Raw genomic sequence first — 15,048 nt, forward strand, 5'->3', positions numbered from 1 at the left:
GGCGGGGAACGGGGTCGTGGGGTGGTCCTTGAGCTGACCGTCCTCGTACCGCACGAGCGCGCGTGCCGTGCCTGCGGTGTCGTACTCACGCACGAGATCGGCTTCGCCCGCTCGGTCGCCGACCGCGTGGTGTTCCTCGTCGACGGCGCCGTGGTGGAGAGCGGCACACCGGCCGATGTGCTGGACAATCCGCAGCAACCGCGCACGCAACAGTTCCTCGCAAAGGTGCTTTGAGTTGATCGACGCCTCGTACCTCGCCCAGTTCCGCGAACCGGAGGGGTACCTCGACTTCGCCCGCTTCGGTCCGCCGTCAATACCGGTGGCCACGGCCACCTCGTGCTTGATGGAACAGGCCTCGCTGGCTGGTCCGTCCACAGTGGACACGCTGATGCGCGAGGAACAACGGGTGAAGGCCGCCGTCGCCCGGTTGTGCCGCTCCGACACCGATCATGTCGCGCTCGTCCCGAACACGTCGGTCGGCCTGTTCCAGGCGGCCTTCGGGCTGTCCGGGACGGTCATGTACTCGGCGTCGGAGTTCCCGTCCAACACCTACCCGTGGGTGCGGGCCGGGCTGCCGTCGGTGGTGTTCGACGGGCCGGTCGCGCCTGCTGCCGTCGCAACTCGCCTGACGCCTGAGGTTTCCGCGCTGTCGGTGTCCGCTGTGGACTTCCGCACCGGTTACCGCGCGGACCTCGCAACGCTCCGCGAGGTCATCGGCGACCGGCTGCTGATCGTGGACGGGATCCAGGGATTCGGGGTCGTCGACGAGCCCTGGGAACTCGCCGACGTGCTCGTCGTAGGCGGGCAGAAGTGGTTGCGGGCCGGGTGGAGCACCGGTTTCGTCGTGCTGTCGGACCGTGCTCTGGAACGCCTCAAGCCCGTGTTGTCGGGCTGGACGGGCGCGGTCGACGCCGGTCTGTTCGACAACTCCGTGCACGACGCCGCTCCGGACGCGGCTTCGTGGAACATCACGAACCTCTCACCGGTCGTGTCGGGTGCTTTCGCGGAGGCACTCGAACTCGTTGAGCTCGCTGGCGTTTCCACGCTGGACACGACCGTTTCGGAGATCGTTGCCGAGCTGGAAGACATCGTGCTGTCGTGCGGCGGCAAGATCGTGTCGGCACGCGAGCGGCGGGCCGGGATCCTGGCGTTCACCATGCCCGAGGCGGCTCCCAAGGTCGGGGAAGCCTTGAACGCCTTCGGAATCACGGCAACGGTCCGGCCCGAGCACGTTCGCCTGTCACCGCACGCCACGACTTCGCGCGGCACGTTGGAACGCGTCCGGGCCGCCCTGAAGTCGTTGTCGGGCGCGGCCAGTTCGCCTGTGCCGGCGGCGTTGTCGGCGTTGGTGCCGACGGTCGACAGCCTCGCTTCCGCGCTCGGACCGGACACCGAGGTCGTGGTGCACGACCTGGCACGGCTGCCCAACTCGATCATCGCGATCGCCGGGTCGCTGACCGGACGCCAGGTGGGCGGGCCGATGACCGACCTGCTGCTGGGGCTCGTGAGGCGCGGCACCACCACGGACATGCCGGGTTACGAGACCTACGCACCCGACGGGCGCGCGATCTGGTCGTCGACGACGTTCGTGCGCGACGCGGCCGGCGTGGCCGTGGGGTGCTTGTGCGTCAACAAACTCGCGGCGCACGAGGCTTCCGGGCCGGTGGAGTCGTTTCCGCAGGACGTGGACACGCTCCAACGGGTGCTGGTCGAGAAAGCCATCGCGGACGTCGGTGTGCCGGTCGAGCTCATGAAGAAGGTGCACAAGTCGCAGGTCGTGCGGGTGCTCGACGAGGCAGGGTTCTTCCTGATCCGCGACTCGGTCGATCATCTAGCGGGTGTCCTGGAGGTCACCCGCTACACGATCTACAACTACCTCAACGAGAACCGAGGCGTCTAAGCACGGGAACCGTCGGGGGCCTCTCGAAGCGCGTTGATGTACTCCACCAGCTTGCTCTTCGATCGTTCCTCGTCCAAGGCCAGGGTCTCCAGCCGCTCGAACATGTCCCTGCACTGCTTGACGACCGCGTCGTCCTGAGCGAAGACCTGCACCAGGTTGGTCTCGCTGAAGACGATCGGCGCGGCCTTGTCGAACTCGTACAGGGTGAAGTTCGTCTCGAGGGAAGCGGTGCCGACGTCCAGCGGCACGATCCGGATGATGTGCGTGTGGCACATCAGGCGGAGGTACTGGTCCTCCATGGCCTGGGCGTTGGCCACCCGCTGCCGCAACGCGAGCTCGTGGATGTAGAACAGGCAGTCCGGGCGGAACGGCCGGCGCAGCACCGTCTGCCGCTCGATGCGCGCCTCGGCGAGCCGCTCGACGTCCTCGGGGGTGTGAACTCCGCCCTCTGCCAGCACTTCGCGCGCGAACTGCTTCGTCTGCAACAGGCCGGGATGCGACGCAGGTTCGTAGCTGGTGATCTTCGTGGCCGTCGACTCGGTCATCGCGAGGGTGCGGAGGCTGCTCAGCGTCTGGGCGCAGACCAGGTCGAAGGCGTTGTAGTAGCGGCGCTTGAAGTCATCGAAGAATTCTATGTCCTGGCCGCACGCGGTAAGGTACTGCGCGAGGTCGATCTCGCTCGCGCGCGCCTTGCCGTTCTCGATGTTCGAGACCTTGCTTGGATCCCATCCAAGCTGGATCGCGAACTTGCGGCCGTTGAGAGTCGAGAACCGCTCGCGCAGCAGTCGCAGCTCGTCGCCGAGGTCCCGGCTGTACGCGGTGGATGTCGCTTGGGTCATACGGAAAACGCTATGGGTTGTTTTCGGTCCAAGGTACGGGCTCGTTCGGGTGAAAACGTCGCTTGTCTTTTCGGGTCTTTCCGGCTTACCGTTCCCAGGTGTGAGAGCGCTCTCAAAGACGAGATGGCGGGCCGGCTTCGCCGCCGCAGTGATTGCTCTGTCGTCATTGGCGACGTCCGAGGCAGCCTCAGCTGCCGCTGACTACACGCAGAACGTGACGGCGCTGGACGCCAGTCAGGCGAGGATCGACTTCACGCCTACGACTCCCGCGCTGTACGTCGACGTGCACTATTTGATCACCAATGTGCCGCAGCAGAACTTCCGCATGACCAACAACAGCGGTGTGTGGCAGAAGACCGTCGGCGGGCTGTCGTCGGGCAGCGTGATCGAATACTGGTTCACCTACGAGAAGAGCGGCCCTCAGTACGACACGCCGCACTTCACCTACACGCACGGCAGCACGCAGGCACCCGTTGCGACGCCGAGCTTCAGCCCACCTGGCGGTGCGTACACCTCCGCTCAGACGGTGACGATCACGACGGCGACCTCCGGCGCATCGATCCGGTACACAGTGGACGGTTCGACGCCGACGGCGAGCTCTCCGCTCTACAGCGGCCCGATCTCGGTTCCCAGCTCCAGAACCATCAACGCGATCGGGATCAAGGCCGGGCTGGCGAACTCGTCGGTGGGCGGCGCTACTTACACGATCGGAACGCAGCAGGGCTGTGTGCAGTCCGACACGCCGAACTTCGGGCCGAACACGCGGATCTTCGACCCGTCGATGTCCGCCGCGAGCATCCAGTCGCAGCTCGACGCGGACTTCAACCAGCAGAAGGACACGCTGACGGCGCAGATGGCGCCGCGCCGGGTCGCGCACCTGTTCAAGCCGGGCACGTACAACGTCCACGACGATGTCGGTTTCTACACCTCGGTTTCCGGCCTCGGGCGCAACCCCGGCGATGTCGTCATCAACGGTGACATCACGGTCGACGCGTTCAACGAGTCGGACAAGGGCGTTGCGCTGCAGAACTTCTGGCGGTCGGCCGAGAACATGGCGGTCAACCCGAGCAGCGGCACCAACAGGTGGGCGGTCGCGCAGGCGGCACCGTTCCGCCGCATGGACGTCCGCGGCAACTTGGCGCTGTACCCGGCTTCCTACGGGTTCGCGTCGGGTGGCTACACGGCCGACACGCGGGTGTCGGGGCAGACGGCGTCCATCTCGCAGCAACAGTGGTACACGCGCGATTCCAACTACGGCAGCTGGGACGGCGGCGTGTGGAACATGGTGTTCTCCGGGACTCCGGGTGCGCCTGCCAACACGTTCCCGGCACCGCCAGAGACGACCCTGGCCACCACGCCGGTGTCGCGCGACGTTCCCTACCTCTACTTCGAGGGCGGCAAGTACCGGGTGTTCCTGCCTTCCCTGCGCACCAACGCTTCCGGTGCGTCGTGGATCAACGGCGGCACGCCGGGCAGCTCGTTGCCGATGAGCCAGTTCTACGTCGTGAAGTCCGGTGACACGGCCTCCACGATCAACGCGGCGCTGGCGAGCGGCTGCGACCTGTTCGTCACGCCCGGCATCTACCACCTCGACCAGACGATCAACGTGACGCGGCCGAACACCGTGGTGCTCGGCATCGGGTACGCGACGTTCGTGCCGGACAACGGCGTCAACGCGATGCAGGTCGCGGACGTCGACGGCGTGCGGATCAAGGGCATCCTGTTCGACGCCGGGACGACTCGCTCGTCCGCGCTGCTCACCGTCGGGCCGTCGGGGTCCTCGACCGCGCACGCGAGCAACCCGACCACGTTGCAGGACGTGTTCTTCCGCGTCGGCGGCGCGGTGGCGGGCAAGGCGACCAACAGCCTGGTCGTCAACAGCCACAACACGATCATCGACCACACCTGGGCGTGGCGCGCCGACCACGGCAACCCCGGGACGTTCGGCTGGACCGAGGCCGTCGGCGACACCGGAGTGGTGGTGAACGGCGACAACGTGCTGGCGACGGGGTTGTTCGTCGAGCACTACCAGAAGTACCAGGTCATCTGGAACGGCCAGGGTGGACGGACGATCTTCTTCCAGAACGAGATGCCTTACGACGTCCCGAACCAGGCCTCCTGGATGGCTCCGAACGGCGTGACCGGGTACGCGGCGTACAAGGTCGGCGACAACGTCACCACGCACGAGGCGTGGGGGCTCGGCAGCTACTGCTTCTTCAACGTCAACCCGTCGGTGCGGGCCGAGCACGCGTTCGAGGTGCCCAACCGGTCCGGCGTGAGGATGCACAACCTGCTGACCGTGTCGCTCAACTACCAGGGAACGATCACGCACGTGGTGAACGACGTAGGGGCGGTGACGCCGCCGGGCACCGTGCCGGTGAACGTCGTCAGCTATCCGTAGTGCTCTGGAATACGGCCCCCTCGATTTCGTGTCGAGGGGGCCGCTTGTGCATGATGCGTGACATGTCGATCGAGCGGGGCGCCGAGTTCGCCGAGTTCTGGACGGAGCGGCACCTGTGCACGCTGTCCACTGTGCGTCCGAATGGCACTCCCCACGTGGTGCCGGTCGGGGTCACGCTCGATCTTGAGGCCGGCGTGGCGCGGATCATCACCGATGGTGGTTCGTGGAAGGTCAAGCACGTGCTCAAAGCGGGTTACGCGGCTGTGTGTCAGGTGGACGGTCGCCGCTGGTCCACCTTGGAGGGACCCGCGGTGGTCCGGGACGACGCCGCGTCCGTGGACGAGGCTGTTCGCCGGTACGCCGTGCGGTACCGGCAGCCTCGGGTGAACCCGACCCGCGTGGTGATCGAGATCCAGGTGCGGCGTGTCTCCGGAACCGTCTGACGTCGTCGTGGTCGGCATCGGGGCCGACGGGTGGGACGGGCTGTCTCCCGCTGCTCAGGCCGCGGTTTCGCGCGCGCGGGTGTTGATGGGGAGCTCGCGGCAGCTCGACCTGGTGCCTGGGGACTTCGAGCGGGTGGTGTGGCCGTCGCCGCTGGTCCCGGCGTTGCCCTCGCTGTTCGAGCGCTACCGCGACGTGTGCGTGCTGGCGTCCGGCGATCCCATGTTCCATGGAATCGGCACCACTTTGGTGCGGTTGCTGGGGTCGCGGGTGACGGTGGTTCCGCATCCGTCGTCGGTGTCGCTGGCCTGTGCGCGGCTCGGGTGGGCGTTGAACGAGGTCGAGGTCGTGTCGCTGGTGGGGCGCTCGCCTGACCTGCTGCGGCCCGCGCTGACCCCTGGGCGCCGGATATTGGTACTCGGTGGTGATCCTGCAACCGTTGCGGAACTCGCTGGGCCGATTACAGTCTTGGAGCAGTTGGGTGGGCCTGCCGAGCGGGTCTACCAGTGGTCCGGGGAAAGTGCGGATCCGTTGTGCGTCATCGCTGCCGAGTACGCCGGGAGCGCCTACTCGCGGGTGCCCGGGCTGCCGGACGACGCGTACGAGACTGACGGCCAGTTGACCAAACGTGAGGTGCGGGCTATTTCGCTGTCGACGTTGGCGCCGTTGCCGGGGCAGCTGCTGTGGGATGTCGGGGCAGGTTCGGGCTCGATCGCGATCGAGTGGGCGCGGACGCATTCAACGTGCCGGGCGATCGCGGTGGAGCAGGATGCCGTGCGCGCAGAGCGAATCGAGCGTAACGCTGCGTCGTTGGGCGTGCCCGGAGTCGAGGTCCACATTGGACGGGCTCCTGCTGTTCTCGAAGGGCTGGAGAAGCCCGACGCGATCTTCATCGGTGGCGGGCTGACGGTTCCCGGTGTGGTGCAGACCTGCTGGGACGCGCTCGGTGCGGGTGGCCGGCTGGTGGTGAACGCGGTGACGCTGGAGTCCGAGGCCGTGGTGGCGCAGTGGTACGCGCGGCTCGGCGGGGATCTGGTTCGCATCGCGGTGAACCGGGGGTCTTCGGTCGGGAAGTTCACCGGGTGGCGGCCGCACCTGCCGGTGACGACGTGGAGCGTGGTCAAGTGACCGTGCACTTCATCGGCGCTGGTCCTGGCGCTGCTGATCTGATCACCGTGCGCGGGCGCTCGTTGATCGAGTCTTCGCCGGTCTGCTTGTACGCCGGGGCGCTGGTACCGGTGGAGCTGCTGGAGTTCTGTCCTGCTGGGGCGCGGAAGGTCGACACCGCCTCGTTGACGCTGGACGAGATCGTGGCCGAGCTGGTCGCGGCTGATGAGGCTGGGCTGGACGTGGCTCGGTTGCACTCCGGGGATCCCGCGGTGTTCAGCGCGATGGCTGAGCAGATCCGCCGGTTGGACGCCCTGGGGATCGCTTATGACGTGACGCCCGGGGTGCCGGCGTTCGCGGCCGCGGCGGCTTCGTTGCAGCGGGAACTGACTGTGCCCGGCGTGGGACAGACGGTGATCCTGACGCGCACTTCGCAGCGGGCGACTCCGATGCCGGACGGTGAGGACCTGGACACGCTGGGTCGTTCGCACTCGACTCTGGTGCTTCATCTGGCTGTGCAACGGATTGCGGACGTCGTCGCCGAGCTGGTGCCGAACTACGGTCTGGATTGTCCTGTCGCGGTGGTGGCTTATGCGTCTCGCGCTGACGAGGTCGTGTTGCGCGGGACGTTGGACGACATCGCCGCTCAGGTCGAGGCGGCGGGGATCAAGCGCACCGCGGTGATCATCGTGGGGCGGACGCTGGGAGCGACGCAGTTCCCGGACAGTCACCTGTACTCGGCCACGCGCGTTCGATGATCCTGATCCTGGGCGGGACCGGGGAGGCTCGCGAGCTGGCTGCCCGGGTGCCGGCGGTTTCTTCCTTGGCCGGGCGGGTCAGTTCGCCTCGGTTGCCGGTCGGGGAGGTTCGGATCGGCGGGTTCGGCGGGGTTGCCGGACTCGCTTCGTGGTTGCGGGACAACGACATCCACGCCGTTGTGGACGCCACGCACCCGTTCGCCGCGCGGATCACGGCCAATGCTTTTGAGGCTTGCGGGCTGGTCGGGGTGCCGTTTCTGATCCTGCGACGGCCGGGGTTCGCGGCTGTCGAGGGCTGGCAGTGGCGGGACAGTGTTGCTGACGCGGCTCGGGATCTGCCTGGCACGCGGGTGTTCTTGACCACGGGGCGGCAGGATCTTTCCGAGTTCGCCGCGTGTCCGCAGTGGTTTCTGGCGCGGATGGTCGAGCCGCCGGAACCGCCCATGCCGCACCGGATCGAAGTGCTGCTGTCGCGCGGTCCGTTCACTGTGGACGGTGAGCTTGAGCTGATGCGGTCACATGCGATCGACCTGCTGGTCACCAAGGACAGCGGCGGGTCGATGACGTCGGCCAAGCTCGACGCGGCTGCGCAGCTGGGGATTCCGGTCGTGATCGTGCGGCGGCCACCGCTTCCGCCCGCGAAAACGGTGGCCACCGTGGACGCCGCGGTCAGCTGGTTGGATACCGCCGGGGAGTGAAGACCACGCCGGCTTCCGTGACGATGGTCTGCGACGAGCCGATGATCAGCAGGCAGCGCATGTCGATCGTGGTCGCGTCGAGTCCGCCGAGGGTTCCCACGCGGATCTCTTCTTCGGGGCCGCCCACGTCTCGGCCGACCACCACCGGGGTCTCGTGGGCGCGGTGCTTCAGGAGCAGGTCGCGCATCTCCTGGACCTGGTGCGTGCGGGCCTTGGACGCCGGGTTGTAGATGGCGATCACGAGGTCCGCCTTGGCCGCCGCGGTGAGGCGTTCTTCGATGACGTCCCACGGCTTCAGCCTGTCGCTCAACGAGATCACCGCGTAGTCGTGTCCGAGCGGTGCGCCTGCCTTGGCGGCCACGGCGTTCGCGGCGGTGACGCCGGGGATGACCTTGACCGGGATGTCGTTGGTCTCCGCGGCGACTTCCAGGACCGCGGTGGCCATGGCGAACACGCCGGGGTCGCCCGAGGAGATGACCGCTACTCGCTTGCCCTTCCTGGCCAGGTCGAGGGCGAACGCCGCTCGTTCCGACTCGACCTGGTTGTGGGAGGCGTGCTTGGTCTGGCCGGGGCGGTCCGGGACGCGATCGAGGTATGTCGTGTAGCCGACGAGGTCGTCGGCTTTGGCGAGTTCGTGGCGGGCTTCCGGGGTGAGCCACGCGGTCTTGCCCGGGCCCAGACCGATGACGGTGACTTCGCCCTTGTCCGGCTCGGGCTTGGAGTGGCTCGGGAGCAGGGCCAGGGAGAAGTACGGGACCGAGTCGGGATCGACGTCGGCCAGCGGGGAGGTGCGTTGGCGGCCCGTGGTGGCGCGTTCTACGTACCAGGCGTTGTCGAGGCGGCCTGCTTCGTCGAGCGCCTGCCTGACGTTGCCGAAGGTGCGGCCCAGCTTGAGGATCGCGGCCGAGTCGGTGTTCCTGAGATGCTCGGCCAGTTCGGCCGGCGGGAGGGTGCCGGGGAGGATCGTGAGGATCTCGTCGCGCTCGACCAGCGGGGTGCCGAGGACCGCGCTCGCGCCGCTGACGCTCGTGACGCCGGGGACGACTTCCCATTCGTAGCGGTCGGCGAGGCGTTTGTGCATGTGCATGTACGAGCCGTAGAAGAACGGGTCGCCCGCGGCCAGGACCACGACGGTTCTGCCCGCGTCGAGGTGGGTGGCGAGGCGTGCGGCGGCTTCCTCGTAGAACTGGTCGATCTCGCCCTGGTAGTCGTCGGTGTCCTCGGTCGTGACCGGGTAGACGAGCTGTTCGAGGATCTGCGGATTCGGATCATCTTGGCTGCGGAAATAGGGCTGCGCAATGGTTTTCGCGACGGAACGACCGTGGCGGGCGCTGTGGAAGGCGACCACGTCGGCTTCCTCGATGAGTCGCGCGGCCTTGACCGTCACGAGTTCCGGGTCGCCAGGACCCAGGCCGACGCCGTAGAGCTTGCCCGTCATTCTTCCTCGCTCGCGATCGCGTTGATGGCCGCCGCCGTCATGGCGCTGCCGCCGCGCCGGCCGTGGACCACGAGGTGCTCCAAGTCCGTTGCGGCCAAAGCTTCTTTGGACTCCTTGGCGCCGATGAAGCCCACCGGGATGCCGAGAACCGCGGCTGGTCTTCCGGCGCCCTTGTCGATCAGGTCGATCAGGTGGAACAGCGCGGTGGGGGCGTTGCCGATGGCGATGACGGCACCTTCGAACCGGTCTTGGAGGAGCTCCAAGGCGGCGGCGCTGCGGGTGTTGCCCAGTTTCTGGGCTAGGGCCGGTGTGCGCGGGTCCTGGAGGTAGCACAGGACTTCGTTGTCCTTGGGCAGGCGGCGGCGAGTCACGCCGGACGCGACCATGTTGGCGTCGCAGAGGATCGGGGCACCGTTGCGGAGTGCTTCGCGGGCGTTGCGGACGACGTCGGGGGAGAAGGCGACGTCGTCCGGGAGGTCGGTCATGCCGCACGCGTGGATCATGCGGACGACGACTTGCGCGACGTCCGCCGGGAACCTGGTGAGGTCCGATTCCGCGCGAATGGTGGCGAAGGACTGGCGGTAGATCTCCGCGCCGTCCTTGATGTACTCCGTCACCTGATCTCCTCGTAGCCGTCGCCGGTCGCGACGAACTCGATCACATCGCCGGCTGGGCGACCACATCTGCGTGAGCAACCCGACCAGTGGACCGGGCGCTGCGGAATCGATCCGGACTGGAGGGCCCCCTGGGGGGATCGGGTCCCCATCCCAATCATCTCAAGCGGGTCTGACAGTTCTGGGCGGGCGAGCCATTCCTGCACGTCGGCGCGGACGTCGGAGAGCGACTTGGCGCAACCGGGGCGTCCGGTGCACGCGCTCACGCCGTGCCAGGGGGAGGCCGGGTCGGTGATCAAGCCGGAGACGTCGGTTCCCGCGGGGACGACCAGGCTGCGCCACGGGGTCAGCCGGACCGGGACGCCGGGCAGGAGTTGAGCGTCCAGGCGGCCCAGCGGCACGCCCGGAGTGGTCGGGGAAGGTGCGACAGGCGTCACAGCCGGGGTGATGCGCGCGGCGTCGGTGGTGCCGAAGTGCTCGGTGATCTTTCGCACACCGTCGTCCACTTCGGACAGGCGCCAGGCACTTCCGCGCAGCTCCTGGAAGAGGCGGGCGGCGGTCACCACGGCGTCGACCGGATCGTGGACACGCACACCTGTATCGGTCCCGGCCAGCAGCAGGACGTCGTCGACCCGGCCGAAGTCGCCGCCCAGGCCGCTCACCGACGAGCCGACCGTCACCAGGAAACGGCCTGGTAGCGAGGCCAGTGCCGGGTCGGCGCACAGGGCGGCGTCCAGGGCGTCCACCAGCGGCTGGTTGGGCTCCAGCGGCGCGGCGATGATGTTGCGGATGCGCTCGTGCGTGTCCGAAGGCAGCAAGCCCGCCGCACGGAGCCGCGCACCGAGCTCCAGGCCGTCCGCCAGGCCCCTGATCTGGAGATTCGCCCGCGAGGTCAGCTCCAGCGAGCCACTGCCGAGCTCCAGCGCGGCAAGCCGGACCACGTCCCACTGAGCTGCCGAAAGGGTGCCGCCCGGGACCCGGATGCGGGCGAGGCCGCCGTCGGCTGCCTGATGCAGCTCGACCGCGCCAGGGCAGGCATCCGGGTGACTACGCATAGGTCGGACTGTAACCCGCCGGTTAGGGTGAGCCCGAACGACGAAGCGCAGGAGGAAGCCGGTGTGAATCCGGCGCGGTCCCGCCACTGTGACCAGCACCCGCTGGGAGTCAGGAACTCTGCTTCGCCAGTCACCCGCAACCTGGGGCGCGGACCCCACGAGGGATGGAGCCTGCGTGATCCTGCTGCTGTCGACCTCCGACACCGACCTGCTTTCGGCGCGTGCCAGTGGTGCCGAGTACCGGCTCGGCAACCCCGCCCGGCTCACGGCCGACGACCTGCCCGCGCTGATCGACGGCGTCAGCCTCGTGGTGGTGCGCATTCTCGGCGGGCGCCGGATGTGGGAGGAAGGGCTCGACTGGCTGCTGGCCAGCGGGTTGCCCGTGGTGGTGCTCGGTGGTGAGCAGCAGCCGGACGCCGCGTTGATGGAGCTGTCGACGGTGCCGGGCGGCGTCTGTGCCGAGGCGCACCTCTACCTCGCGCACGGCGGCTCGCAGAACCTCACCGAGCTGCACAAGTTCCTCGAAGACACGATTCTGCTGACCGGGCACGGGTTCGCGCCGCCACAGGCCACGCCGACGTGGGGAGTGCTGGAACGTCCGCAAACAGGTGAAGGCCCGACCGTCGCGGTGCTCTACTACCGGGCGCACCACGTCGCGGGGAACACCGCGTTCGTGCACGCGTTGTGCGACGCGATCGAGGCCAAGGGCGGGAAGCCGCTGCCGGTGTTCTGCTCGTCGCTGCGCACGGCCGAGCCCGAGCTGCTGGACACGCTGAGGCAGGCCGACGCGCTGATCGTCACGGTGCTGGCCGCGGGTGGCACGAACCCCGCGAAGGCGTCGGCGGGTGGCGACGACGACGCGTGGGACGTCGGTGCGCTGGCGGCGCTCGACGTGCCGATCCTGCAAGGGTTGTGCCTGACGTCGAGCCGCGAGTCGTGGGACGAGAACGACGACGGACTGTCCCCTTTGGACACTGCGACGCAGGTGGCGATCCCCGAGTTCGACGGACGGATCATCACGGTTCCGTTCTCGTTCAAGGAGATCGACGAGGACGGCCTCACGGTCTACGTCGCGGATCCGGAACGGGCGCTGCGCGTCGCCGGCATCGCGGTCCGGCACGGCAAGCTGCGCCACATCCCCGCCAAGGACCGCAAGATCGCGGTGATGCTGTCGGCCTACCCGACCAAGCACTCCAGGATCGGCAACGCGGTCGGCCTCGACACGCCCGCGTCCACCGTCCGGCTGCTCAAGGCCATGGAGGATCACGGCTACGACATCGGCGACAAGCTGCCCGGTGTGCGGGAGCTGGACGGCGACGCGTTGATCCACGCGCTGATCGCGGCCGGCGGCCAGGACGCGGACTGGCTGACGCAGGAGCAGTTCGAGAGCAACCCGGTGCGCATCGCGGCGGCGGACTACCGCGAGTTCTACGACACGCTGCCGGACGACTTCCGCGCGTCGATGCAGGAGCACTGGGGTGAGGCGCCGGGCTCGTTGTTCGTCGACCACTCGAAGTCCAAGGACGGCGAGATCGTGCTGGCGGCGCTGGAGTCGGGCAACGTCGTCGTGATCGTGCAGCCGCCGCGCGGGTTCGGCGAGAACCCGATCGCGATCTACCACGACCCGGACCTGCCACCGTCGCACCACTACCTCGCGGCGTACCGGTGGATCGAGTCGTCGTTCGGCGCGGACGCCGTGGTGCACGTCGGCAAGCACGGCAACCTGGAGTGGTTGCCGGGCAAGACAGTGGGCATGTCGGCGTCGTGCGGCACGGACGCGGCACTCGGCGATTTGCCGCTGGTGTACCCGTTCCTCGTCAACGACCCCGGCGAGGGCACGCAGGCGAAGCGGCGCGCGCACGCCACGCTGGTCGACCACCTGGTGCCGCCGATGGCCCGCGCGGACAGCTACGGCGACATCGCGCGGCTGGAGCAGTTGCTCGACGAGTACGGCAACATCTCCGCGATGGACCCGGCCAAGGTGCCGGCGATCCGCGCGCAGATCTGGACGCTGATCAAGGCCGCGAAGCTCGACCACGACCTCGGTCTGGACGACCGGCCGCACGACGCGGAGTTCGACGAGTTCATCCTGCACGTCGACGGCTGGCTGTGCGAGGTCAAGGACGTGCAGATCCGCGACGGCCTGCACATCCTCGGTGAGGCACCGGCCGGGCACGCCCGCGTCAACCTCGTGCTCGCGATGCTGCAGGCGCGGCAGATGTGGGGCGGTCAGGTGGCCGCGCTGCCGGGGCTGCGGGAGGCACTAGGGCTCACCACCACGACTCGCGAAGACGTTGACGCCGTTGAGGAACAGGCTCGCGCGCTCGTCCAGGCGATGGAGGACGCGGGCTGGGACGCCGCTGTGGCGAGCACTTTGCACGAGTCGGCCGACGTGCAGAAGATCCTGGAGTTCGCCGCGGTCGAGGTCGTTCCTCGACTGGCTCGTACCACCGATGAGATGACGCACGTGCTGCACGCGCTGGACGGCGGGTACATCCCGGCCGGCCCGTCCGGATCTCCGTTGCGCGGCCTGGTGAACGTGCTGCCGACCGGGCGCAACTTCTACTCGGTCGACCCGAAGGCGATCCCGTCGCGGCTCGCGTGGGAGACCGGTCAGGCGATGGCGGACTCGTTGCTGGAGCGCTACCGCTCCGAGAACGACGGCGAATGGCCGCCGTCCGTTGGTCTGAGCGTGTGGGGCACATCGGCGATGCGCACGGCCGGTGACGACATCGCCGAGGTGTTCGCGCTGCTGGGTGTGCGGCCGGTGTGGGACGACCAGTCGCGCCGGGTGACCGGGCTCGAAGTGATCTCGTTGGAGGAGCTGGAAAGGCCGCGCATCGACGTGACGGTCCGCATTTCCGGGTTCTTCCGCGACGCCTTCCCGCACGTCGTGTCCCTTTTGGACGATGCCGTGCAGCTCGTGGCGAACCTCGACGAGCCTGCGGAGCAGAACTTCGTGCGTGCGCACACGGTGCGGGACCTGGAAGAGCACGGCGACCAGCGCAGGGCGACGCTGCGGATCTTCGGCTCGAAGCCGGGTGCGTACGGCGCGGGCGTGCTGCCGTTGATCGACAGCCGCAACTGGCGCGACTCGTCCGACATCGCCGAGGTCTACGCGGTGTGGGGCGGCTACGCCTACGGCCGCGGGGTCGACGGGGTGGCGGCGCGCGAGGACATGGAGTCGGCGTACCGGCGGATCGCGGTGGCGGCCAAGAACATCGACACCCGCGAGCACGACATCGCCGACTCGGACGACTACTTCCAGTACCACGGCGGCATGGTCACGATGGTGAAGGCGCTGACGGGCAAGGCACCCGCGGCCTACGTCGGTGACAGCACGCGTCCGGAAGCCGTCCGGACTCGTACGCTGACCGAAGAGACGTCGCGGATCTTCCGTGCCCGTGTGGTGAACCCGCGCTGGGTCGGGGCGATGCGCAACCACGGGTACAAGGGCGCGTTCGAGCTGCAGGCGACGGTCGAGTACCTGTTCGGGTACGACGCGACGACCGGTGTGGTCGCGGACTGGATGTACGAGAAGCTCACCGAGACGTACGTGCTCGACCCGGAGACGCGCAAGTTCCTGCAGGCGTCGAACCCCTGGGCGTTGCACGGCATCGCCGAACGCCTGCTGGAGGCGGCCGAGCGGAAGATGTGGGAGCACCCAGAACCATCCACTCTGGACGCCCTACGCGCCGCCTACCTGGAAACCGAGGGCGACCTCGAAGACGGCGCCTAACTCACCCAATCGAGTGCTTTTGAAAGTCACGCGGGGGCCCCGCGTTCCTTCCTGGGGA

The 15,048-nt window shown here is 68.1% G+C and carries 11 protein-coding genes, 1 pseudogene and 1 riboswitch; of the genes and pseudogenes, 8 read left to right on the forward strand and 4 right to left on the reverse strand.

The annotated features are described in order from the left end of the window. Positions 1-78 precede the first annotated feature (78 nt). Positions 79-234 (forward strand): annotated as a pseudogene (locus ABZX92_RS41045) (ectoine/hydroxyectoine ABC transporter ATP-binding protein EhuA); the annotation flags it as partial. A 1-nt stretch (position 235) separates the two neighbouring features. Then, positions 236-1,900 carry an aminotransferase class V-fold PLP-dependent enzyme gene (locus tag ABZX92_RS41050; protein WP_355570884.1) on the forward strand — a complete coding sequence of 555 codons (1,665 nt, stop codon included), beginning with the start codon at positions 236-238 and terminating at the stop codon, positions 1,898-1,900. On the opposite strand, the gene ABZX92_RS41055 is transcribed toward ABZX92_RS41050, so the two are convergent. Beyond that, positions 1,897-2,739, reverse strand: a complete 843-nt coding sequence (locus ABZX92_RS41055; protein ID WP_355570885.1) for a helix-turn-helix transcriptional regulator — start codon at positions 2,737-2,739, stop codon at positions 1,897-1,899. The genes ABZX92_RS41050 and ABZX92_RS41055 overlap by 4 nt on opposite strands. Before the next feature lie 157 nt (positions 2,740-2,896). Between ABZX92_RS41055 and ABZX92_RS41060 the strand changes: the two genes are divergently transcribed. From ABZX92_RS41060 to ABZX92_RS41080, 5 genes are all read left to right on the forward strand, one after another. After that, the gene (locus ABZX92_RS41060) at positions 2,897-5,140 is read left to right on the forward strand and encodes a chitobiase/beta-hexosaminidase C-terminal domain-containing protein (RefSeq protein ID WP_355570894.1); all 2,244 of its coding nucleotides are present in this window, start codon (positions 2,897-2,899) and stop codon (positions 5,138-5,140) included. 62 nt (positions 5,141-5,202) lie between these two features. After that, the gene (locus tag ABZX92_RS41065) at positions 5,203-5,583 is read left to right on the forward strand and encodes a TIGR03618 family F420-dependent PPOX class oxidoreductase (RefSeq protein WP_355570886.1); all 381 of its coding nucleotides are present in this window, start codon (positions 5,203-5,205) and stop codon (positions 5,581-5,583) included. Further along, on the forward strand, positions 5,564-6,709 hold the full coding sequence (cbiE, locus tag ABZX92_RS41070; RefSeq protein WP_355570887.1) for a precorrin-6y C5,15-methyltransferase (decarboxylating) subunit CbiE: 1,146 nt from the start codon (positions 5,564-5,566) through the stop codon (positions 6,707-6,709). The genes ABZX92_RS41065 and cbiE overlap by 20 nt, the downstream gene beginning before the upstream one ends. Continuing rightward, positions 6,706-7,446 carry a precorrin-4 C(11)-methyltransferase gene (gene cobM / locus ABZX92_RS41075; protein ID WP_355570888.1) on the forward strand — a complete coding sequence of 247 codons (741 nt, stop codon included), beginning with the start codon at positions 6,706-6,708 and terminating at the stop codon, positions 7,444-7,446. The genes cbiE and cobM overlap by 4 nt, the downstream gene beginning before the upstream one ends. Then, positions 7,443-8,144 carry a cobalt-precorrin-6A reductase gene (locus tag ABZX92_RS41080; protein ID WP_355570889.1) on the forward strand — a complete coding sequence of 234 codons (702 nt, stop codon included), beginning with the start codon at positions 7,443-7,445 and terminating at the stop codon, positions 8,142-8,144. Before cobM ends, ABZX92_RS41080 begins: the two co-directional genes overlap by 4 nt. On the opposite strand, the gene cobJ is transcribed toward ABZX92_RS41080, so the two are convergent. From cobJ to ABZX92_RS41095, 3 genes are read right to left on the reverse strand one after another with little or no spacing between them, the layout of a single operon-like run. Further along, positions 8,116-9,582: a precorrin-3B C(17)-methyltransferase gene (gene cobJ, locus ABZX92_RS41085; RefSeq protein ID WP_355570890.1), complete on the reverse strand. Its 1,467-nt coding sequence runs from the start codon at positions 9,580-9,582 to the stop codon at positions 8,116-8,118. The genes ABZX92_RS41080 and cobJ overlap by 29 nt on opposite strands. After that, positions 9,579-10,199 (reverse strand): precorrin-8X methylmutase, encoded by a 621-nt coding sequence (locus tag ABZX92_RS41090; RefSeq protein ID WP_355570891.1) that lies wholly within the window; start codon positions 10,197-10,199, stop codon positions 9,579-9,581. Before ABZX92_RS41090 ends, cobJ begins: the two co-directional genes overlap by 4 nt. Further along, entirely contained in the window at positions 10,196-11,251 is a 1,056-nt protein-coding gene (locus tag ABZX92_RS41095) for a hypothetical protein (RefSeq protein ID WP_355570892.1), read from the reverse strand. The genes ABZX92_RS41090 and ABZX92_RS41095 overlap by 4 nt, the downstream gene beginning before the upstream one ends. Positions 11,252-11,259: 8 nt before the next feature. Continuing rightward, positions 11,260-11,392: riboswitch (cobalamin riboswitch) on the forward strand. Between the two features lie 34 nt (positions 11,393-11,426). Between ABZX92_RS41095 and cobN the strand changes: the two genes are divergently transcribed. After that, complete coding sequence (gene cobN / locus ABZX92_RS41100) at positions 11,427-14,990, forward strand: cobaltochelatase subunit CobN (RefSeq protein ID WP_355570893.1); 3,564 nt, start codon at positions 11,427-11,429, stop codon at positions 14,988-14,990. Positions 14,991-15,048 lie beyond the last annotated feature (58 nt).

The organism is Lentzea sp. NPDC006480, assembly GCF_040611995.1.
In the GTDB taxonomy this organism is placed as follows: Bacteria; Actinomycetota; Actinomycetes; order Mycobacteriales; family Pseudonocardiaceae; genus Lentzea.